This is a genomic window from Yersinia aldovae ATCC 35236 (genome assembly GCF_000173735.1).
Taxonomy (GTDB): Bacteria; Pseudomonadota; Gammaproteobacteria; order Enterobacterales; family Enterobacteriaceae; genus Yersinia; species Yersinia aldovae.
The window spans coordinates 224,095-244,674 of the sequence record NZ_ACCB01000001.1 but is presented as its reverse complement, the minus strand read 5'-3'; the positions used below and the strand labels follow the sequence as shown (position 1 = coordinate 244,674).

Below are 20,580 nucleotides of genomic sequence, written 5' to 3'. Positions count from 1 at the left end.
ATAAATTAACCCAATAAAAAAACCAGCCATTAAGACTGGTTTTCACTTGTGCTGTTAAGCAGTATCCCCGACAACGGCCATGTTAGCGCCCGACGAAGAGAGAAACTTATTTCTTCGTTTCTTTTTTTGCTTCAACCCATTTTCCATCGATATAGAATGCAGACCATCCTGTGGCCTTACCCTCTTTCTCTGATGAAACATACTGCTGTTTAGTCTTGCGGCTAAAGCGAACCATCGTTTTATTGCCTTCATTGTCTACCACTGGCGCATCAGCCAGGTAGCGTAACTTCTCAGGCAAACGATCTTTGAATCTAACCAATTCCTCAACCATTGGCGCGCGGGTTTCACGCGATTTAGGGAAGGTGTTAGCAGCCAGGAACACGCCCGCAGCCCCATCACGTAACACGAAATAGGCATCTGATTTATCACAAGGCAATTCTGGCAACGGAACCGGGTCTTCTTTCGGCGGTGCAACTTCGCCGCTGCGCAAGATTTTACGGGTATTCTTACATTCGTCGTTGGTACAGCCCATGTACTTACCAAAGCGCCCCATTTTCAGGTGCATTTCAGAACCACATTTCTCGCACTCAACAATCGGGCCTTCATACCCTTTAATTCGGAACTCGCCCTGCTCGATTTCATAACCATCACAGGCCGGATTATTACCACAGACATGCAATTTACGCTGATTATCAATCAGATAACTGTCCATCGCAGTACCGCACTTCTCGCAACGACGGCGGGCGCGCAAGGCGTTGGTTTCCGCATCATCGCCTTCCAGAATATTTAAAATCTCAGCTTCTGGCACCAGATTGATGGTGGTTTTGCAGCGCTCTTTCGGGGGCAGCGCATAACCGGAACATCCCAGGAACACCCCGGTACTGGCCGTGCGTATCCCCATCTGACGGCCACAAGTTGGGCAATCGATACTGGTCATGACCATCTGATTCGGGCGCATCCCGCCCTCTTCAGGATCTTTCTCTGCTTTTTCAAGCTGCTCACTGAACTCAGCGAAGAAGCCATCCAGTACCGTTTTCCATTCAGCCTGATTATTGGCAACCTGATCCAGGCCACTTTCCATACGTGCGGTGAAATCGTAGTTCATCAACTCGCGGAAGTTCTCTTCCAGACGGTCGGTTACAATTTCACCCATTTTTTCAGCATAGAAACGGCGGTTCTCAACCCGGACATAGCCACGATCTTGTATCGTCGAAATGATCGATGCATAAGTAGACGGGCGGCCAATACCGCGTTTCTCCAGCTCTTTTACCAGCGATGCTTCACTGTAACGTGCAGGCGGCTTGGTAAAGTGCTGGCTGGGGATCAGTTTTTTGCAAATCCAGATCAGTGCCAACGTCAATCACTGGCAAGGTGCGATCTTCATCGCCTTTGCGCAGTGCTGGCATCACTTTGGTCCAACCATCAAAGCGCAAAGTACGGCCTTTGGCACGCAGTTGGAAATCACCGGCTTGCACTGTCAACGTGGTGGAGTCGTACTTGGCCGGTGTCATCTGACACGCGACGAACTGACGCCAAATAAGCTGATACAGCTTCTGGGCATCGGCTTCCATATCTTTTAACTGCTCCGCCAGCACACTCACATCCGACGGACGGATAGCTTCATGGGCTTCCTGAGAATTCTCTTTGCTACTGTATTGATTCGGCGCGGATGGCAGGTATTTGTCACCAAAGTTATCACCGATATAACCGCGCACCATCGTCAGTGCATCCTGACTTAAATTGGTGGAATCGGTACGCATATAGGTGATATGACCCGCTTCATACAAACGCTGCGCCATCATCATGGTTTTCTTCACCCCAAAGCTCAGGCGAGTACTGGCCGCCTGCTGCAAGGTAGAGGTGATAAACGGCGCACCCGGCTTACTGCTGGTCGGTTTATCTTCGCGATCCAGCACGTTATAGCGGGCATTTTCCAGCAATTTCAGCGCGGCATGAGTTTGCTCACGGTTAACCGGTTTAAACGGCTTATTGTGCGCATGGGTAACTTCCATTTGTATAGGAACGTCACCTTTTGCCAGCAGGTCAGCATGTAACTCCCAGTATTCTTCTGGGACAAACGCTTTAATGTCTCGTTCACGATCGACGACCAAACGCACAGCCACTGACTGAACGCGTCCAGCAGACAAGCCTCGGGCAATCTTTTTCCACAGCAGCGGAGAAACCATATACCCCACAACCCGGTCCATAAAGCGGCGGGCTTGCTGGGCATTCACCCGGTTGATATTCAATTCACCCGGTTGATTAAATGCCTGTTGGATAGCATTTTTCGTGATTTCGTTAAACACCACTCGGCTAAAACGCTTATCGTCACCACCAATCACCTCCCGCAAATGCCAGGCAATTGCCTCTCCTTCGCGGTCAAGGTCGGTTGCGAGATAGATGTGGTCAGCGTTTTCGGCTAATGCCTTCAGCTCGGCAACCACTTTCTCTTTGCCAGGCAAAATTTCATACTGCGCTTTCCAGCCATGATAAGGATCGACGCCCATACGGTTCACTAAAGCAACCTTTTCGTCTTTCTTCACTTTTACTTTGGGCTTCTCGGCTTTCTTGGCTTTATCTTCAGTTGAGTCAGCGCTCTTTTTACTGGCTGAGCCACTGGTCGGCAAATCACGAATGTGACCGACACTGGACTTAACCACAAAGTCATTCCCTAAGTATTTATTAATAGTTTTGGCTTTTGCCGGGGACTCAACTATTACGAGAGCTTTACCCATAATTACCTTTTACCTAAATTATTTCTTCTAAAAGAAGGTTTTTATCTTGCCATACCGCGGCATTCTGTATCTCTTTATTTATATTGCGGTAGTTTCACAGGAGATCAACCTGTTTTTTTGATCGGAGCCATAATAATGCAATCCGACGCTAATCTGGCGACCCTGTAAAATGCTTGCTCGCGCCCAAAGCTTTAGCAGTAAACTCTGCTCAATAGCGCCAACAAAACCTTCCACCTAATAGTCTAAAATCCCACACTGTACCTGATAAAAAGCGACACGCAACCTAATTAGCACGGAATCCGAATTTATCCAATAACGGCGACGGAACCACCCAATGCACGAATAAACCTTAGCCGGTTTGCGCACAAATGCTAACCCGCAGTACAATAGTCTGAGAAATTTCACTGTGGTGAGGAGATATAATGAACGCAAACACAACGCCGATCGAACGTAATAAACTCTTGGCGGAAGCCAATAACATTATTCGTCAGCATGAAGATTATCTGCACGGTATGCTGGCGACAGAGGTTGAGCAAAAAGGCCCGGTGTTGGTATTTCGCGGAGAGTTCTTCCTGGATGGGGATGGCTTGCCAACAACAAAAACAACCGCGGTATTTAACATGTTCAAACATTTGGCTCACGTATTGTCAGCAAAATATCATTTAGTCGATTAATTGCCGGTTATTTTCATTTTGCCGCATCTTATTTTGCGGTTGAGTCACGTTTGATTTAATAAAGCGAATCAGGGGGCCGCAAGCCCCCTGTGGTTACTCAGCCAAATCGTTTCATAAACTTATAATAAGGGTTTCTCACCACGTTGCCACCAGCGCAATAGCAGGCGATCGGCGCTTTCTGCTGCGCTACCGGTAAAACGATCCATCAGGCGTTTGCGACGCGAATAACGGACACCAATAACCTCGTGATTATCCATTTCTGCAATTAATAGATCATCGCTGGTGCCAATGGCATCAACCAGCCCTTTTTCTTTTGCTTGTGTACCAAACCAATGCTCACCTGTCGCCACCGCATCAATATCTAATGAAGGCCGCTGCTGCTGCACGAACTGTTTGAATAACAGATGGGTTTCATTCAGGTCTTCGCGGAATTTTTCACGCCCCTGTTCGGTATTTTCGCCAAACAGAGTCAGGGTGCGTTTAAATTCACCGGCGGTATGCAATTCAACATCAATATCGTTCTTTTTCAGTAAACGGTGAAAGTTGGGGATCTGCGCCACAACACCAATCGAACCGATAATGGCAAAAGGCGCACTGATTATGCGATCCGCCACACAAGCCATCATGTAACCGCCACTGGCAGCCACTTTATCTACTGCAACCGTCAGACGGATACCTTTGTGACGTAAACGTTCCAATTGCGAGGCCGCCAAGCCATAACCGTGTACCACGCCGCCCGGACTTTCCAGTCTCAGCAACACTTCATCTTGCGCAGTGGCCACCGCCAGCACCGCAGAAATCTCTTCGCGTAGCGAAGTCACTTCATGCGCATCAATACTTCCTTTAAAATCAATCACGTAGAGGCAAGGTTTAACCGCTGCGATGGCACCGGCCTTAGCGCGCTGTTTTTTCAGTTTTTGATCGGATTTCTGCTGTTTTTTAAACTCTTTACTCCAGGCTTTTTGCTCGGCAGACCCCATCCGAGCCAGACGCATTTCGCGCTGCATTTCCTTATATTGCTCGCCCAAATCAACCAGATTCAACTCTCCCCGCTGCCCCTGCTTTCTCATTCCTTGACTGACGATCAGTAGCACCACCGCACCAATCGCTACCACAATAGTCACGACTTTGGCCAGAAACAGCCCATACAGAGAAATTAACTCCACAAATACCGCCTTTCTTTAATATGTTTTTAGAGAGATACCCGCATTCTAGCGAACCCGCAGGCTGGCGTCTTGCGCAAATGAAAAATTGCATTGGTTTCGCTTAAATATAAGAATGTAAGAGATTTCGCGGTATGCCGGGGTAACATCCCCGCCGCCTGTAAGAGGAATAATTATGCATTACCAACCTAAACATGACTTGCTTGATCAGCGCATTATTTTAGTCACTGGCGCAGGTGATGGCATTGGGCGCGAAGCGGCAGTGACATACGCCCGTTTTGGTGCCCGTTTAATTTTAGTTGGTCGCACTGAAAGTAAGTTGATTGCGGTGCAACAGCAGATATCGGATGCCGGTGGGCCTGCCGCCATCGTATTACCACTGGATTTGTCACATGCAACATCACTGAGTTGCCAGCAACTGGCTGACACACTGAACGCGCAGGTTCCGTGTCTGGATGGCGTATTACATAATGCCGGTTTATTGGGTTATATCGTGCCAATGGCAGAGCAGAATATCGCCGTGTGGCAACAGGTGATGCAGGTGAATGTCAATGCAACTTTCATGCTTACTCAAGCGCTATTGCCACTATTACTGAAATCCCATGATGCCTCGCTGGTTTTCACCAGTTCCAGTGTGGGTCGGCAGGGGCGCTCTGGTTGGGGCGCGTATGCGGTATCTAAATTTGCCACTGAAGGCATGATGCAGGTATTGGCTGAAGAGTATAAACAGAGTAATTTGCGGGTTAATTGTATCAATCCGGGCGGCACGCGCACCCAGATGCGCGCCAGTGCTTTTCCAAATGAAGCCTCCGATAAATTGAAAACACCGGCAGATATTATGCCGTTGTATCTTTACCTGATGGGCGATGATAGCCGCAGAAAAACCGGTATTAGCTTCGATGCACAACCTGGCCGCAAAGCCGGCCCCGCCGAATAAAAGGGATATGATTATGTCTGAAGACCGACACCAGCAGCGCCAACAAAAGATAAAAGAAAAGGTTGAATCGCGGGTTGCCGCCGCTCAAGAGATCCGCGGTATTTTGATTGTGTTTACCGGTAACGGCAAAGGTAAAACGACTGCGGCGTTTGGTACGGTTACGCGCGCGGTAGGTCATGGCCTTAACGCTGGCGTGATACAATTTATAAAAGGTGAATGGCCGAACGGCGAAAAGAATCTGCTTGAGCAGCATGGCGTTGAATTTCAAGTGATGGCAACCGGTTTCACATGGAATACCCAAAATAGAGAAACCGATACTGCGGCTTGTCAGGGCGTTTGGCTGCACGCTTTGCGAATGCTGGCCGACCCGACACTGGATTTAGTGGTATTGGATGAGTTGACCTACATGGTCGCTTACGACTACCTGCCGCTGGAGGATGTACTCACTGCGCTCAAGCAGCGCCCGGCTCATCAAACCGTCATTATTACTGGCCGTGGTTGCCATCGTGACCTGCTGGAGATGGCCGATACCGTCAGCGAATTACGCCCGGTCAAACATGCCTTTGATGCGGGGATTAAGGCCCAACAAGGTATTGATTGGTAAAAGATGTGTGGTGAGATAGAGGCATTAGATAAGTTATATTGCCGCAGTCACAAAACTGCGGCAATAAAGTCGAGAGCGGTGACTCTGCGCACTCATCACGCGTTAGCCCGATGGCTTATCCGCGCTTATTAGTGCCGCGACGACCCGCAGTGGCTGCCGGCGCTGCATTACCTGTGTTTTGGCGAGTTGAGCCTTTACGTGCTGAACCCTGGCGGCCAGCAACCTGACGCCCCGCGACTTCAGTATGGCGTTTGACTGCACGGCGGATTTGATTAGCTTTAACCCGACGGCGATCTTTCTCAACCGGCAATTTACTGACGGTTTCGGAATCCATTTCGACTAATTGACGCAAGTAGTTGGTCGCTTTCAGATCCAGCTCAGTCCAGCCGCCACGAGGCAGACCTTTTGGCAGATTGATATCGCCATAACGCACACGAATCAAACGGCTAACCTGCACGCCGACCGCTTCCCACAAACGACGAACTTCACGGTTACGCCCTTCGGTCAATGTGACGTTATACCACTGGTTAATCCCTTCGCCACCCTGGAAACTGATGGTACGAAAAGCCGCAGGGCCATCTTCCAATTGCACACCACGGCTGAGCTGTTTGATTTTTTCGTCATCAATCAGGCCAAATACGCGCACGGCATATTCACGCTCAACTTCACGGCTCGGGTGCATCAGGCGGTTAGCCAGTTCACCGTCAGTCGTGAACAGTAATAAACCCGAGGTGTTCACATCCAAACGACCTACCGCGACCCAACGTGAACCACGCAGTTTAGGTAAACGATCAAATACTGTTGGACGCCCCTCAGGATCATTACGGGTACAAAGTTCGCCTTCCGGTTTGTAATACGCCAAAACGCGACAAACCGTCTCTTCAGACTCTTTAATAGAAAGAAGGTGACCATCCAGGCGGATTTTAGTGGCCTGAGTCACCTCAACACGATCGCCCAGTGTAGATATTTTGCCATCTACACTGACGCGGCCCTGCTGGATAATAGTTTCGATTTCCCGACGTGAACCGTGACCCGCTCGCGCCAAGACTTTTTGTAATTTTTCACCCACAACTTTTGTTTTATCACCCACAGCCCGGTCGCCCTGTGATTTAGGGCTTTGTGGCTTTGCGTTCGGTAACTGTTGGCTTTCTGACTTCTCGCTCATTGAGCAACCTCTAATGTCGCCTTCACAGGCGTCGTGTTATATATTGTAATCAATAAGTTAAGCTCACAATCAAGCAAAACTCACTGATTGTAATACATTTTGGAACGCAGCATGGCGCGCAGATAACGGCGCAAAAAAACCACACGCTGGTTCGTGACCGCACATATTACACTAATTTCACGATCAGGGTTTCAAAAACTATCCCGGCCGATGACTCAATAGACGTCATTGAAAACCAGTGTGTATAAAGAACATGCCCTCTCCTGCGTGACTCAATACCTTCGCGTTCAATTCATTACAACAATTGCGGGTTCTGGTCAGTAACGGTTAGCGAAAGGGTGTTGCATCCCCAGCACCTTCACGGATAACCTCTGGAGAGGAGTCAGTCAGGTCAATAACGGTGGTCGGCTGCTGGCCCAGCGAGCCGCCGTGAATGATCAAATCGACCAATTTACCCAGATGATCTTTGATCTCTTCCGGATCAGATTCGGCGAAATCATTACCCGGCAGTATCAATGTGGTAGACATCAGTGGCTCACCTAATACATCCAGCAATGCCAGCGCGATAGGATTTGAAGGCACGCGCAAACCAATGGTTTTACGTTTGTCATTCATCAAGCGCCGAGGCACTTCTTTGGTTGCCTTTAAAATAAAGGTGTAATTGCCCGGCGTGTTATTTTTGATCAGACGAAAAGCGGAGTTATCAACATAGGCATACGTCGATAGCTCAGACAAATCACGGCATACCAAAGTGAAATTGTGATTGCCATCGAACTGACGAATACGACAGATACGTTCCATTGCAGATTTATCTTCCAGACGGCAGCCAAGGGCATAACCAGAATCTGTCGGATAAACAACCACCCCCCCTTTACGCAAAACATCAACGCTCTGGTTAATTAAGCGCGGTTGTGGATTTTCCGGGTGAATATAAAAGAATTGACTCATTATTCTACCTCATCATTCAACGTGTGATCGGTATTGGCAGGCACTGTAGGCCAATCTCGCCATACCGGTTCCACCCCTGCGGGCAGCCACAATTTGCGGCCCAATTCAATCCAGGAACACGGTTGATGGAAATCAGATCCCTGGGATGCAAGTAACTTATAATCGCGTGCGTACTGCGCAAGTTGCGCCCGTTCATGGGGCGCTTGCTGGCATTGTGCGACTTCCATTGCGTCGCCGCCTTGTTCAGCAAAATGCGCTAATAACCGTTTTAGCCATTTGGCGGTTAAATCATAGCGCGCAGGGTGTGCCAGCACCGCTTGACCACCAGATTGCTGAATGGCATCAATGGCTTGTTCTATTGTACACCACTGCGCGGGGACATAACCGGTCTTGCCTTTAGCTAAATACTTTTTAAAAACCTGCCCAACATTGCCGGCTAACCCTAATTCCACCAAATAACGAGCAAAATGGCCGCGAGTAACCTGACCGCCTTCAGCCAAGCGATTCGCGCCCTCCCAGGCATCAGGAATTCGTGCTTTTGCCAAACGAGCGCCTATCTCTTGCGCTCTTATATAGCGGTGGTTTGACTGTTCACGCAGCAATTTGACGATGCTGGCATGGTGAACATCAATACCCAGCCCCACAATATGGATTTCGTGGTTTTCCCATAATGTGGAAATTTCCACACCCGAGATAAGTTGCAACGGTAATTGGTGCTGCTCAATCGTGGCGGCAGCCTCGGCCAGGCCCGCAGTGGTGTCATGATCGGTAATCGCTAGCACCCCAACACGCATCGAGGCTGCCCGCAGCACCAGCGCGGAGGGCGCTAAGGAACCATCGGATGCCGTAGTGTGGCTATGCAAATCATAAATCGTAAAAGCAGTAGAAGGGAACGAGCTATCAACGACATCTGCTTTATCAGGTACAGTGGTATTACTCATCACGACTGGCTTATCTATCAAAATGGATTAACCAAAACAAAAATTCAGAAAAACGTAGCTGACTATCATACCCGTTTATCCCCCAGTGACGTTAATCAAACTTCCTCATCACACCCACGTATCAAAACAAGTGATATTAAAAACAATTAATCAACTGTTGACACTCACCTCATGAACTAGTTTACTAGTACACAAGACATCGCGGTGATGCCAAGACACACGGCTGCACCAATAGGCCAAATGCAATCATAGAGAATAGTGACTGATAATGAAAACTTCCCTGATTTCCTTACTGCGTTGGTGGCACATCCCCCTCTTTTGGGCGATGTAATCACGCATATCAGTCATCAGACAGTGCAGATTGCTTCAGCCCGCGAATAGCGGGCTTTTTTATGGACAGATTTTCAGCGTAACCTTTTTTCAGATCAATTTTTCAGGATGACTACATGATGCCAACATCGCGCCCTAGTTTGCAGTTACTGACAGCCACAGCTTGTTACCGCAATGATCCGACAGCATTGTTTCATCAATTATGTGGGGCGCGACCGGCAACGCTGTTACTCGAATCTGCCGAAGTGACCAGTAAAGAGAATTTGAAAAGCCTGCTTATCATTGATAGCGCCCTGCGTATCACCGCGCTGGGGCAGCAAGTCACGGTCGAAGCCCTGACCCGTAACGGCGCATCGTTATTGCCACTGTTAGATACCGCCTTGCCAGCCGATGTTAAGATTCAGGTGCGGCCAAATAGCCGCGAGTTAATCTTCCCGGTGATCAATGAGGTACAAGATGAAGATGCCCGTTTACAGGCTCTCTCGGTTTTTGATGCGCTGCGTTTACTCCTGACGCTGGTTGATGCTCCAGTTGCCGAGCGGGAAGCGATGTTTGTTGGTGGTTTGTTCGCTTACGATCTGGTCGCCGGTTTCGAGAATTTACCGCCACTGCGCCAAGACCAACGTTGCCCGGACTTCTGCTTCTATTTAGCCGAAACCTTGCTGGTGCTGGATCATCAACATCGCGATACCCGCTTGCAAGCCAGCCTGTTTACTCCGGATGAACATGAGCATCAACGCCTGAGCGCACGACTGGCGCAGCTTGCTCACCAACTGCAACAACCCCCACAACCCATACCGGCAACATCCGTTCCTGAAATGACGTTACAGTGTAACCAATCGGATGAAGAATACGGCCAGGTTGTCAGTCAATTACAGTTGGCAATCCGTGCAGGCGAGATCTTTCAGGTGGTGCCTTCCCGCCGTTTCTCACTGCCTTGCCCATCACCACTGGCGGCTTACCAGACCCTAAAAGACAGCAACCCTAGCCCCTATATGTTCTTTATGCAGGACAATGAATTTTCGCTGTTCGGGGCGTCACCTGAAAGTGCGCTGAAATATGATGCCAGCAATCGCCAGATTGAAATCTACCCCATCGCGGGTACTCGTCCACGTGGCCGCCGTGCTAATGGTGAGTTGGACCGCGATTTAGACAGCCGTATCGAACTGGAGATGCGCACCGACCATAAAGAGCTGGCGGAACATTTGATGTTAGTGGATTTAGCACGTAATGATCTGGCCCGTATCTGCGAACCAGGTAGCCGCTATGTGGCTGATTTAACAAAAGTTGATCGCTACTCCTTTGTCATGCATCTGGTTTCCCGCGTCATTGGCACGTTGAGACTCGATCTGGACGTGCTACACGCTTATCAGGCTTGCATGAATATGGGCACATTAAGCGGTGCGCCCAAAGTTCGCGCCATGCAACTGATTGCGGGCAGCGAAGGTACACGTCGTGGCAGCTACGGAGGAGCGGTGGGTTACTTCACCGCTCACGGTGACTTGGATACCTGCATTGTTATCCGCTCGGCTTATGTCGAAGACGGGATAGCCACAGTACAAGCGGGTGCCGGCGTGGTTCTCGATTCAATTCCACAGGCGGAAGCCGACGAAACCCGCAATAAAGCCCGTGCCGTACTACGCGCGATTGCCACCGCACACCACGCCAGGGAGATCTTCTGATGGCCGATATCCTGTTACTCGATAACGTTGATTCCTTTACTTACAACCTGGTAGACCAACTGCGATCCAGTGGCCATCGGGTGGTGATTTACCGCAACCAGATTGCGGCCGATACCCTCATCGAACGCTTGGGGCAGCTTGAAAAACCGGTACTGATGCTCTCCCCCGGCCCCGGCACACCGGCGCAGGCAGGGTGTATGCCTGAATTGCTGCAACGCCTGCGCGGTCAGCTACCTATCATTGGTATTTGCCTCGGTCATCAGGCAATTGTGGAGGCTTATGGCGGCCATGTCGGTCAGGCAGGTGAAATCCTGCATGGCAAGGCTTCGGCCATTGAACATGACGGGCTGGGGATGTTTGCCGGCATGCCCAATCCATTACCGGTTGCCCGCTATCACTCATTGGTCGGCAGCAATATCCCAACAGAATTAACCGTTAACGCCCGTTTTGGCGAGATGGTGATGGCGGTTCGCCATGATGACCACCGGGTTTGCGGTTACCAATTCCACCCGGAATCGATTTTAACGGCCCACGGTGCCCGTTTACTGGAGCAAACACTGGCCTGGGCGCTATGCCCTGCCACGCCACATTCTATGGGTCGGTCGTAAATAAGGAATACCAGATGCACTCGTTATTAGAAAAACTGTTCCGGGCTGAATCCTTAACCCAGGCTGAAAGCCAGCACCTGTTTGCAGCTATCGTGCGTGGTGAGCTGGAACCCAGCCAACTGGCGGCGGTACTGATCAGCATGAAAGTCCGTGGTGAAACACCGGCTGAGATAGCCGGTGCAGCGCAGGCATTGCTGGCAGATGCGCAACCTTTCCCACGCCCTGACTATCGCTTCGCCGATATTGTCGGTACTGGCGGTGACGGCACAAACAGCATTAATATCTCCACTGCCAGCGCCTTTGTGGCAGCCAGTTGTGGGGTAAAAGTGGCTAAACACGGCAACCGCAGTGTGTCCAGCCGTTCCGGTTCATCAGATCTGCTGGCGGCATTCGGTATCCGCCTTGATATGAGTGCCGAGCAGTCTCGATTAGCATTGGATGAGTTAGGGGTGTGCTTCCTGTTTGCGCCGCAGTATCACCCCGGTTTTCGCCATGCAATGCAAGTGCGTCAACAACTGAAAACCCGCACGTTGTTTAATGTGCTGGGACCGTTAATTAACCCGGCACGCCCACCTTTGGCGCTGATTGGCGTTTATAGCCCCGAACTGGTATTGCCGATTGCACAAACGCTGAAAACGCTGGGTTATCAACGCGCGGCGGTGGTTCACGGCGGCGGAATGGATGAGGTTGCTATCCACGCACCGACCTATGTGGCTGAACTGAATAATGGCGATATTGAAAGCTATCAACTGACACCGGCAGATTTCGGCTTGAACAGCCACCCGCTAGGCACTCTGCAAGGTGGCGCGCCAGAAGAAAATCGTGACATTTTAGCCCGCTTGTTACAAGGTAAAGGTGAGCCAGCACATGCCGCTGCGGTGGCGGCAAACGTCGCGCTATTACTGAAATTACACGGGCAAGAAAACCTGCGCCACAACGCGCAGCAGGCTTTGGAAATGATACATAGCGGCCAGCCGTTCGAACGTGTTACCGCTTTGGCAGCAAGGGGATAAGTCATGCAGGAAAGCCGTATTAACAAAACCGTGCTCCACGACATCGTACGCGATAAGGAAATCTGGGTTGCCGCGCGCAAATTACAGCAGCCTCTGGCCAGTGTTCAAAACGATATCACCCTGAGTCAGCGTGATTTTTACCACGCACTGCAAGGCAGTAAGACCGCTTTTATTCTGGAATGCAAAAAGGCATCGCCGTCTAAAGGCGTAATACGCGAGAACTTTAACCCGGCAGAGATAGCCGCGGTATATCAGCACTACGCTTCGGCTATCTCCGTGTTAACTGACGAGAAATATTTCCAGGGCAGCTTCGATTTCTTGCCGCAGGTTAGTGCCGTCGTGACGCAGCCGGTATTATGCAAAGATTTTATTATTGATGCCTATCAAATTCATCTGGCCCGTTTTTATCAGGCGGATGCCATTTTGCTGATGCTATCGGTGCTGGACGATGACACCTACCACCAGCTCGCTGCGGTGGCGCATAGCCTGAATATGGGGGTGCTAACCGAGGCCAGTAACAGCGAAGAGCTGGATCGCGCCATTGCGTTGGGGGCCAAGGTGGTTGGCATCAATAACCGTGACCTGCGTGATCTCTCTATCGATCTGAACCGCACTCGCGAGCTGGCTCCTCGTCTGCCAAAAGGCGTGACGGTGATCAGCGAGTCCGGTATCACTCATTACCAGCAGGTGCGTAAACTGAGCCACTTCGCCAACGGATTTTTGATTGGCAGTGCCTTGATGTCTGAACCCGACCTAAACGCCGCCGTGCGCCGCGTATTGCTCGGTGAAAATAAAGTCTGCGGACTGACGCGTGCTCAGGATGCAGCAGCGGCATATAACGCAGGTGCAATATTCGGCGGATTGATTTTTGTCGGCAGTTCACCGCGCTATGTCGATATTGCCAAGGCACGTAGCGTCATTAGCGGTGCGCCGTTGAAGTATGTTGGCGTGTTCCGCGATGCCAAAATTGAAACGGTGCAACAAACCGCACAGCGCCTGTCGCTGGCGGCAATACAGCTCCATGGGCAAGAGGATCAGAGTTATATCAATCAGTTGCGTGCCATACTGCCCGCGACTTGCCAAATTTGGAAGGCGCTGCGAGTTGACGACTCCGTACCGCAGCGCGATTTGCAGCATGTTGAACGCTATATTTTGGACAGTGGCAACGGGGGCACGGGGCAACGTTTTGACTGGTCACTGCTGGCCGGTCAACCGCTGGATAATGTGCTGCTGGCCGGTGGGTTAGCTGCCGATAACTGTTGTGCCGCCGCTCAACTGGGCTGCGCCGGTCTTGATTTCAACTCCGGTGTAGAAAGCGCACCGGGCATCAAAGATCCGCAACTGATCGCGGCGGTGTTCCAGACATTACGCGCGTATTGATCGTTGATTTTAATGCTAATTTAATTTACGAATACACTTTGGTAAATCCATAGGACAGAAAAATGACCACACTTAATCCTTATTTTGGCGAGTTCGGTGGCATGTATGTGCCGCAGATTTTGATGCCAGCATTAAAGCAACTGGAAGAGGCTTTTGTCAGTGCGCAACTGGACCCAGAGTTTCAAGCCACATTTCAAGATTTGTTGAAAAACTATGCCGGACGCCCGACCGCGCTAACCTTATGCCAGAATTTGACTAAAGGAACCAAGACCAAGTTATACCTGAAACGTGAAGATCTGCTGCACGGTGGCGCGCACAAAACCAATCAGGTTTTGGGGCAGGCTTTATTAGCCAAACGTATGGGTAAGACCGAAATCATTGCTGAAACCGGGGCCGGACAACACGGCGTGGCATCAGCTCTGGCTTGTGCTCTGTTGGGTTTAAAATGTCGCATTTATATGGGTGCCAAAGATATTGAGCGCCAATCCCCGAACGTCTTTCGGATGCGTTTAATGGGGGCGGAAGTGATCCCGGTACACAGTGGTTCATCCACCCTGAAAGATGCCTGTAATGAAGCGCTGCGTGACTGGTCAGGCAGCTATGAAACCGCCCACTATATGCTGGGCACTGCCGCTGGCCCACACCCTTACCCGACGATTGTGCGTGAATTCCAGCGCATGATTGGTGAAGAAACCAAAGCACAGATCCTCGCCCGAGAAGGCCGCCTGCCCGATGCGGTGCTGGCATGTGTTGGGGGAGGTTCTAACGCGATTGGCATGTTCGCCGATTTTATTGATGAACCGGGTGTTGGCCTGATTGGGGTTGAACCGGCGGGGTTGGGTATCGAAACCGGTCAACATGGTGCGCCACTCAAACACGGTAAAGTGGGCATCTATTTCGGTATGAAATCACCGATGATGCAAACCCGCGACGGGCAAATCGAAGAGTCTTACTCTATCTCCGCCGGGTTGGATTTCCCGTCAGTGGGGCCACAGCACGCTTATCTGAACAGTATCGGGCGAGCCGATTATGTGTCAGTAACCGATGACGAAGCACTGGACGCCTTTAAAGCATTGTCATGCAATGAAGGCATTATTCCTGCGTTGGAATCCTCCCATGCGCTGGCTCATGCACTGAAAATGATTAAAGCGTCGCCGGAAAAAGAGCAATTACTGGTGGTTAACTTATCCGGGCGCGGTGATAAAGATATCTTCACCGTTCACGATATTCTGAAAGCACGGGGAGAGATCTAATGTCGCGTTATCAGCAATTATTCCAACAACTGGCGGCAAAAAAAGAAGGTGCATTTGTCCCTTTCGTACAACTCGGTGATCCGACACCAGCCCTATCATTGCAGATTATCGATACACTGATTGCGGCGGGAGCCGATGCATTGGAGCTGGGAATTCCGTTCTCTGACCCATTAGCAGATGGCCCTACCATTCAAAATGCGGCATTGCGGGCTTTTGCGGCGGGCGTTACGCCGGGTATCTGTTTTGAAATGCTGGGGGAGATCCGTAAAAAGCATCCGACCATCCCGATTGGCCTGTTGATGTATGCAAATCTGGTATTCCACAACGGGATTGATAACTTTTACCAACGCTGTGCGGAAGTCGGTGTCGATTCTGTCTTGATTGCTGACGTGCCGTTTGAAGAATCCGCCCCCTTCCGCGCTGCCGCAACGCGCCACGGGGTAGCGCCCATCTTCATCTGCCCGCCCAATGCCGACGATGAATTGCTGCGCGAGATTGCATCGCATGGCCGTGGCTATACCTACCTGCTGTCTCGGGCCGGGGTAACGGGTGCTGAAAATCACGGTCATTTGCCGCTGAACCATTTGGTAGATAAATTGCGTGAATATCATGCCGCGCCTGCACTACAAGGCTTCGGTATTTCAGAGCCTGCACAAGTAAAAACCAGCTTGGCCGCCGGTGCTGCGGGCGTGATTTCCGGCTCCGCAATTGTAAAAATTATCGAGAATAATGTCACACAGCCGATGGTGATGTTGGATCAACTGAACCGTTTTGTGTCTGAAATGAAAGCAGCCACCCGCAGCTAGTATTTTAACAACATCAGCGCCTGATTTGCTGACACAAAACAGGCGCTATATTGATGTTTTTAAGTCCCTTCCCTGCCCCACTTCTGCTGTAAATTTGAATAAAAGCCATTCATAACCAATAATTATGTAACACACTAAGCATTTCTTTACATTTAAGATGCTATGAGTGATCAGTAGGTTATCTAAAAGTATGAGTTAATAGCACTTTCAACGCATTATCGTTCCACAGCGTCTTGTTAAAACATCGGTAAACATGGAGAGTAATTTATGAAACTTTTTAAGACCCTTTCGGCCTTGTGCATTGCAGTCATTATGGCGATGGCGGTGTCAGCGTGCGCACCTACGCCAAAGTCAGAAGGAACAGGGGGTTACCTTGATGACACTGTGGTGACAACCAAAGTGAAATCAGCACTGTTGGGTGAGAAGAATCTAAAATCGACTGAAATTAGCGTTGAAACCTTTAAAGGCCGCGTTCAGTTGAGTGGCTTTGTCAGCTCTAGTCAGGATGCAAACCGCGCAGTGCAAATTACCCGCGGTGTCCCTGGTGTGAAATCTGTCAGCAATCAGATGCAAATCAAATAATCTCATGAGCGGAGGCGCTCTTCGCGCCTCCTTTACTACAGATAAGTGAACGTCCCCTACAACGCCAAGAACAAAGGGTAATTAGAAGCGGTAGCCCGCACCGAACATAAACACCCAAGGATCAAGACGAGTATTGATGCTTTGTTCTACGCCACCGGCTTTGAATTTGACGTCACTTTCAATATTCATCCACCAGACGGACATATTCACCATCCAGTTCTCACTGACCATATAGTCAAGACCCGCCTGCCCGGCGATGCCCCATGAATCCTTCACACTCAAATCCGTTAGGCCTGCTTCACTGCCAGTACTGTTGAACTTCTCATCAAAGAAGGTGGTGTAGTTCAGACCAATCCCCAGGTATGGGCGCAGTTTGTCTTGTTTGTCACGGAAATAGTATTGCGCCATTAATGTCGGCGGTAATTGCTTCACTTCAGCAATAGTACCGGTGGCAGCCAAACCAATCTTATGGCGGAACGGGGTGGCAGCCAGCAGTTCAACACCAATATTGTCAGTGATCAGATAGCTGAAGGTCATGCCTAACTGGGTATTGTTATCGACCTTAAAAGAGCCGTAACCCAGTACATCATCAGATCCTGCATTTGGTCTGACCGTTGCCGTCCCTGCCCGGAAAATATAATCGCCAGCTTCATGCGCGCTTGCCGCAGTCGGTACTAATGATGCGACAGCTAAGAGTGCTAAAGTGATTTTTTTCATTATCCATTCCATTTGTAGGTATATTTGCGAGCTGAATATACCTATAAATGCGTATTCATGATCCAATCGGGATCACATCTTTGGTAACAATTTAAATAAAACCTATTTTAAGTAAGGTTATTTAATTCCTTAATAATATTGAAATTGATCTGGATCATAAAAACCATTTTCGGCCAAAACGTGCGACTCCTTATTGCCTTGTCATAAATTTAAACGCTCAGGGGAAACTGGAGAAGGTAATGCTACTGCGATCGTGCCCATTACGGCTTACCACCGTTACCTATTGATAACGTCCACATATTAAGATTGGAAGAAATCAATAACAGACCAATCACAGCATCCCACTGCGCGCCATAACAAGGTATAATCCTCGGCTAAGCGCTATTTTTTCGATCCCAAGGAGCTTTCATGCCTATCACGGCTAACACTTTATACCGTGACAGTTTTAACTTTTTGCGTAACCAGATGCCGGCAATCCTGTTGCTGGCGTTACTGACCGCGTTCATTACCGTCATGTTAAATCAGGCATTTATCCCTGATACTGAACAACTGAGTACCTTAAGCACCACAGAAAATGATCTGACATCGTCGGGCAGCAACATGAGCATCTCTGAGATTGTGTCGCAGATGACACCTGAACAGCAGATGGTGCTGTTGAAAGTCTCGGCCGTGGCAACCTTCTCTGCATTAGTGGGTAATGTTTTATTAGTCGGCGGTCTGTTAACGCTGATTTCTATGGTTTCAACCGGGCGTCGTATCAGTGCATTGCAGGCCATCGGTTTATCTTTACCGATTTTACCGCGCTTGTTATTACTGATGTTTATCGGCACCCTGCTGGTTCAATTAGGGTTGACCATGTTTATCGTGCCGGGCGTGGTGTTGGCCGTCGCATTGTCCCTGTCACCGGTGATTGTGACCACGGAAAAATAGGTGTTTTTGCCGCGATAAAAGTGAGCATGAAATTGGCCTTTGCCAATGTCCGTTTGATTGTACCGGCCATGATGCTGTGGATCGCCGCCAAACTGATTCTGCTGTATTTAGTCAGCCACCTGACCATTCTGCCCACCACCATTGCTACCGTGGTGTTAAGCGCCCTGAGCAATCTGGTTTCTGCATTATTACTGGTGTATCTATTCCGTTTATATATGTTCTTGCGGCCGAGCACACCTGCCGTCACTGAACCTGCCGAGTAACATCGGCAAGTTCAATCCCAATAAGAAAGGGCCATCACGGCCCCTTCTTATCTTACCATGTCATCGCCTGTCAGCCAGGCTCCGGCACCGTGTTATCACTGCTATCGTCCCTCTCAGCCACCCGCTGTTTACTCTGAATCAGTTTCAGTGCCAGATACAAATCGGGCACCAAAATCAGATCATCATCATGGCTCTTTAGGCGATTAATACGAAACCAGCGCGTCAGCTCAGTGCGCCTTCCCGCCAGTATCAACTTAATATGACGCAGCTTTAGGTCACGCTTTAGCTCATCAATCGCCGCCAGCACACTGATATCGGCATAGGTAAAACTGGCAACCGCATCAATCACCACCCAATCTGCCCGATGCGGTGTACTATCGACCAAATTGAGGATGCGCCGCTTAAAATAGGCAACGTTGAAATAGGTCAGTGGCGAGTTAAAACGATAAATCATCACACCGGGCACCGGTTTAATGCCATTTCCACTGCGCATCGAATGAATCATGCCATCGGCATTCACCCCCAATAACTGCTCTGTTGGGCGAAATACCGTGCGCAGGAACTGCAATAGCCCCAATAACACCGCCAAGCCAATACCACTAATCACGCCCACCAAAACCACACTGACGAAAGTAAAAATTGCCAGATAGAAAGCTTGTGTATTGCGTTTGCGCAATTGCCACAGGCTTCTGAACCCCAGTAACGACCAGGCGGCATAGATCAGCACCACGCCCAAGGCTGCGACCGGAATAAATTGCAACGGCCGCGTCAGGAACAGCAATACCGTGGCAATAACCAGTGCGGCAATAATCGAAACCAACTGACTTTTACCGTTGTTGGCATCATTTACCGCGGTGCGCGTACTGGCACCGCTAATAGCAAACCCTTGCGATAACGCCGAGACGATGTTGGTAATCCCTAATGCCCTCAACTCCACATCAGCATCCACTTCATAGCCATTTTTCGCGGCAAAACTGCGTGCAGTCAGCATCATACTGACAAAACTGACCACCGCGAGGTTAAGTGCCGGGATAACCATGTCACGCAGCAGGCCCGGTTGAAAATCGGGCCAATGCACCAATGGCAACCCGCCCTCAAACCCGCCGACCACCGTCACACCAAACTGCTGCATGTTAGCCGCCCAGGAGACGAAGGTTGCCATCACAATCGCCAGCAAGGGCGCAGGCCAGTTTGGTCTTAGCCACTTCACGCCATATAACACGATAAAGGTCAGTAAGGAGATTGCCACCGTGGGTAAATGGCTGTTAATCAAATTATGCGGCAACGCCAATACCCGCTCAATCAATTGGGGTGGCCGGGTCATAAAACCAAACACTTTACCCAGTTGGTCGACAATAATGGTCATCGCCACCCCATTGAGTAGACCGGTCAGTATGGGCCGTGACAATAAATCCGCCAGCGCCCCCAACTTGAAGCGACTGGCCACCAAACACCATGTTCCCATCATTAGGGTCATCATAATGGTTAATTGCCAGTGGACCTCGCTATTCCCCGCCGCCAGTGGCGCGACTACTGCGGCTATTACCGCACAGGTGGCCGCATCAGGCCCGACAATCAATTGCCGTGAAGAACCGAAAAACGCATAAGCTATCATCGGCAAAATACACGAATACAGCCCCACGGCGGCACTCACCCCGGTCAGTTCCGCGTAAGCAATTGCAATAGGCAACGCGACTGCGGCGACCGATAACCCCGCCCTGACATCGGGCTTTAGCCACTCGCGCTCATAAGCCATTAATTGGGTCAAGCCTGGCATCCAATACCGAAGCGATTTTCTTTGCATATTTACTCCACCCGGCCTTAACCCAATATGGATACCCAATTTACT

15 protein-coding genes, 4 pseudogenes and 1 other annotated feature are annotated in these 20,580 nt (G+C 50.0%); of the genes and pseudogenes, 11 read left to right on the top strand and 8 right to left on the bottom strand.

Annotated features, from left to right (window positions below; genetic code table 11):
- Positions 1-106: 106 nt before the first annotated feature.
- Together topA and YALDO0001_RS22495 are read right to left on the bottom strand one after the other, a co-directional pair.
- Positions 107-2,735: pseudogene (topA, locus tag YALDO0001_RS01070) on the bottom strand (type I DNA topoisomerase).
- A 237-nt stretch (positions 2,736-2,972) separates the two neighbouring features.
- Positions 2,973-3,173: pseudogene (locus tag YALDO0001_RS22495) on the bottom strand (hypothetical protein); the annotation flags it as partial.
- Here YALDO0001_RS22495 and YALDO0001_RS01065 point away from each other — a divergent pair.
- A complete protein-coding gene (locus YALDO0001_RS01065; protein ID WP_042839199.1) occupies positions 3,158-3,409 on the top strand; it encodes a YciN family protein in 252 nt (83 codons plus the stop codon). The pseudogene YALDO0001_RS22495 and the gene YALDO0001_RS01065 sit on opposite strands and share 16 nt — an antisense overlap.
- 119 nt (positions 3,410-3,528) lie before the next feature.
- Here YALDO0001_RS01065 and sohB read toward each other — a convergent pair whose 3' ends face one another.
- Complete coding sequence (gene sohB, locus YALDO0001_RS01060) at positions 3,529-4,575, bottom strand: protease SohB (protein WP_004699213.1); 1,047 nt, start codon at positions 4,573-4,575, stop codon at positions 3,529-3,531.
- Between the two features lie 172 nt (positions 4,576-4,747).
- Between sohB and YALDO0001_RS01055 the strand changes: the two genes are divergently transcribed.
- Positions 4,748-5,509, top strand: coding sequence for a YciK family oxidoreductase (locus YALDO0001_RS01055; RefSeq protein WP_004699211.1), 762 nt, complete (start codon positions 4,748-4,750; stop codon positions 5,507-5,509).
- A gap of 13 nt (positions 5,510-5,522) precedes the next feature.
- Positions 5,523-6,113, top strand: coding sequence for a cob(I)yrinic acid a,c-diamide adenosyltransferase (gene cobO / locus YALDO0001_RS01050; RefSeq protein WP_042839198.1), 591 nt, complete (start codon positions 5,523-5,525; stop codon positions 6,111-6,113).
- 115 nt (positions 6,114-6,228) lie between these two features.
- Here the strand turns inward: cobO and rluB are convergent, their stop codons facing one another.
- The 3 genes from rluB to rnm all read right to left on the bottom strand — a co-directional run bounded on the left by rluB (position 6,229) and on the right by rnm (position 9,167).
- A complete protein-coding gene (gene rluB, locus YALDO0001_RS01045) occupies positions 6,229-7,278 on the bottom strand; it encodes a 23S rRNA pseudouridine(2605) synthase RluB (RefSeq protein WP_004699208.1) in 1,050 nt (349 codons plus the stop codon).
- Between the two features lie 327 nt (positions 7,279-7,605).
- Positions 7,606-8,226: an L-threonylcarbamoyladenylate synthase gene (locus YALDO0001_RS01040; RefSeq protein WP_042839197.1), complete on the bottom strand. Its 621-nt coding sequence runs from the start codon at positions 8,224-8,226 to the stop codon at positions 7,606-7,608.
- The gene (gene rnm / locus YALDO0001_RS01035; RefSeq protein ID WP_049596014.1) at positions 8,226-9,167 is read right to left on the bottom strand and encodes an RNase RNM; all 942 of its coding nucleotides are present in this window, start codon (positions 9,165-9,167) and stop codon (positions 8,226-8,228) included. The genes YALDO0001_RS01040 and rnm overlap by 1 nt, the downstream gene beginning before the upstream one ends.
- 268 nt (positions 9,168-9,435) lie before the next feature.
- Here rnm and trpL point away from each other — a divergent pair, with 268 nt between their 5' ends.
- The 7 genes and pseudogenes from trpL (at position 9,436) to YALDO0001_RS01000 (ending at position 16,821) form a co-directional block, all read left to right on the top strand.
- Positions 9,436-9,498, top strand: coding sequence for a trp operon leader peptide (gene trpL, locus YALDO0001_RS22285; protein WP_145483831.1), 63 nt, complete (start codon positions 9,436-9,438; stop codon positions 9,496-9,498).
- Positions 9,460-9,561, top strand: a sequence feature (Trp leader region). It overlaps the preceding gene by 39 nt.
- 55 nt (positions 9,562-9,616) lie before the next feature.
- The gene (locus YALDO0001_RS01030; RefSeq protein WP_042839222.1) at positions 9,617-11,179 is read left to right on the top strand and encodes an anthranilate synthase component 1; all 1,563 of its coding nucleotides are present in this window, start codon (positions 9,617-9,619) and stop codon (positions 11,177-11,179) included.
- Positions 11,179-12,800: pseudogene (gene trpD / locus YALDO0001_RS21670) on the top strand (bifunctional anthranilate synthase glutamate amidotransferase component TrpG/anthranilate phosphoribosyltransferase TrpD). The gene YALDO0001_RS01030 and the pseudogene trpD overlap by 1 nt, the downstream one beginning before the upstream one ends.
- Positions 12,801-12,803: 3 nt before the next feature.
- Positions 12,804-14,180: a bifunctional indole-3-glycerol-phosphate synthase TrpC/phosphoribosylanthranilate isomerase TrpF gene (gene trpCF / locus YALDO0001_RS01015; protein ID WP_004699200.1), complete on the top strand. Its 1,377-nt coding sequence runs from the start codon at positions 12,804-12,806 to the stop codon at positions 14,178-14,180.
- Positions 14,181-14,242: 62 nt separating this feature from the next.
- The gene (gene trpB, locus YALDO0001_RS01010; protein ID WP_004699196.1) at positions 14,243-15,433 is read left to right on the top strand and encodes a tryptophan synthase subunit beta; all 1,191 of its coding nucleotides are present in this window, start codon (positions 14,243-14,245) and stop codon (positions 15,431-15,433) included.
- Complete coding sequence (gene trpA, locus YALDO0001_RS01005; RefSeq protein ID WP_042545950.1) at positions 15,433-16,239, top strand: tryptophan synthase subunit alpha; 807 nt, start codon at positions 15,433-15,435, stop codon at positions 16,237-16,239. The genes trpB and trpA overlap by 1 nt, the downstream gene beginning before the upstream one ends.
- A gap of 267 nt (positions 16,240-16,506) precedes the next feature.
- Complete coding sequence (locus YALDO0001_RS01000; protein WP_042839194.1) at positions 16,507-16,821, top strand: BON domain-containing protein; 315 nt, start codon at positions 16,507-16,509, stop codon at positions 16,819-16,821.
- A gap of 81 nt (positions 16,822-16,902) precedes the next feature.
- Here YALDO0001_RS01000 and ompW read toward each other — a convergent pair whose 3' ends face one another.
- Entirely contained in the window at positions 16,903-17,538 is a 636-nt protein-coding gene (ompW, locus tag YALDO0001_RS00995) for an outer membrane protein OmpW (protein WP_042545952.1), read from the bottom strand.
- A 408-nt stretch (positions 17,539-17,946) separates the two neighbouring features.
- Here ompW and YALDO0001_RS00990 point away from each other — a divergent pair.
- Positions 17,947-18,731 (top strand): annotated as a pseudogene (locus YALDO0001_RS00990) (YciC family protein).
- A 70-nt stretch (positions 18,732-18,801) separates the two neighbouring features.
- Here YALDO0001_RS00990 and YALDO0001_RS00985 read toward each other — a convergent pair.
- Positions 18,802-20,535 carry a SulP family inorganic anion transporter gene (locus YALDO0001_RS00985; protein ID WP_042839193.1) on the bottom strand — a complete coding sequence of 578 codons (1,734 nt, stop codon included), beginning with the start codon at positions 20,533-20,535 and terminating at the stop codon, positions 18,802-18,804.
- Positions 20,536-20,580 lie beyond the last annotated feature (45 nt).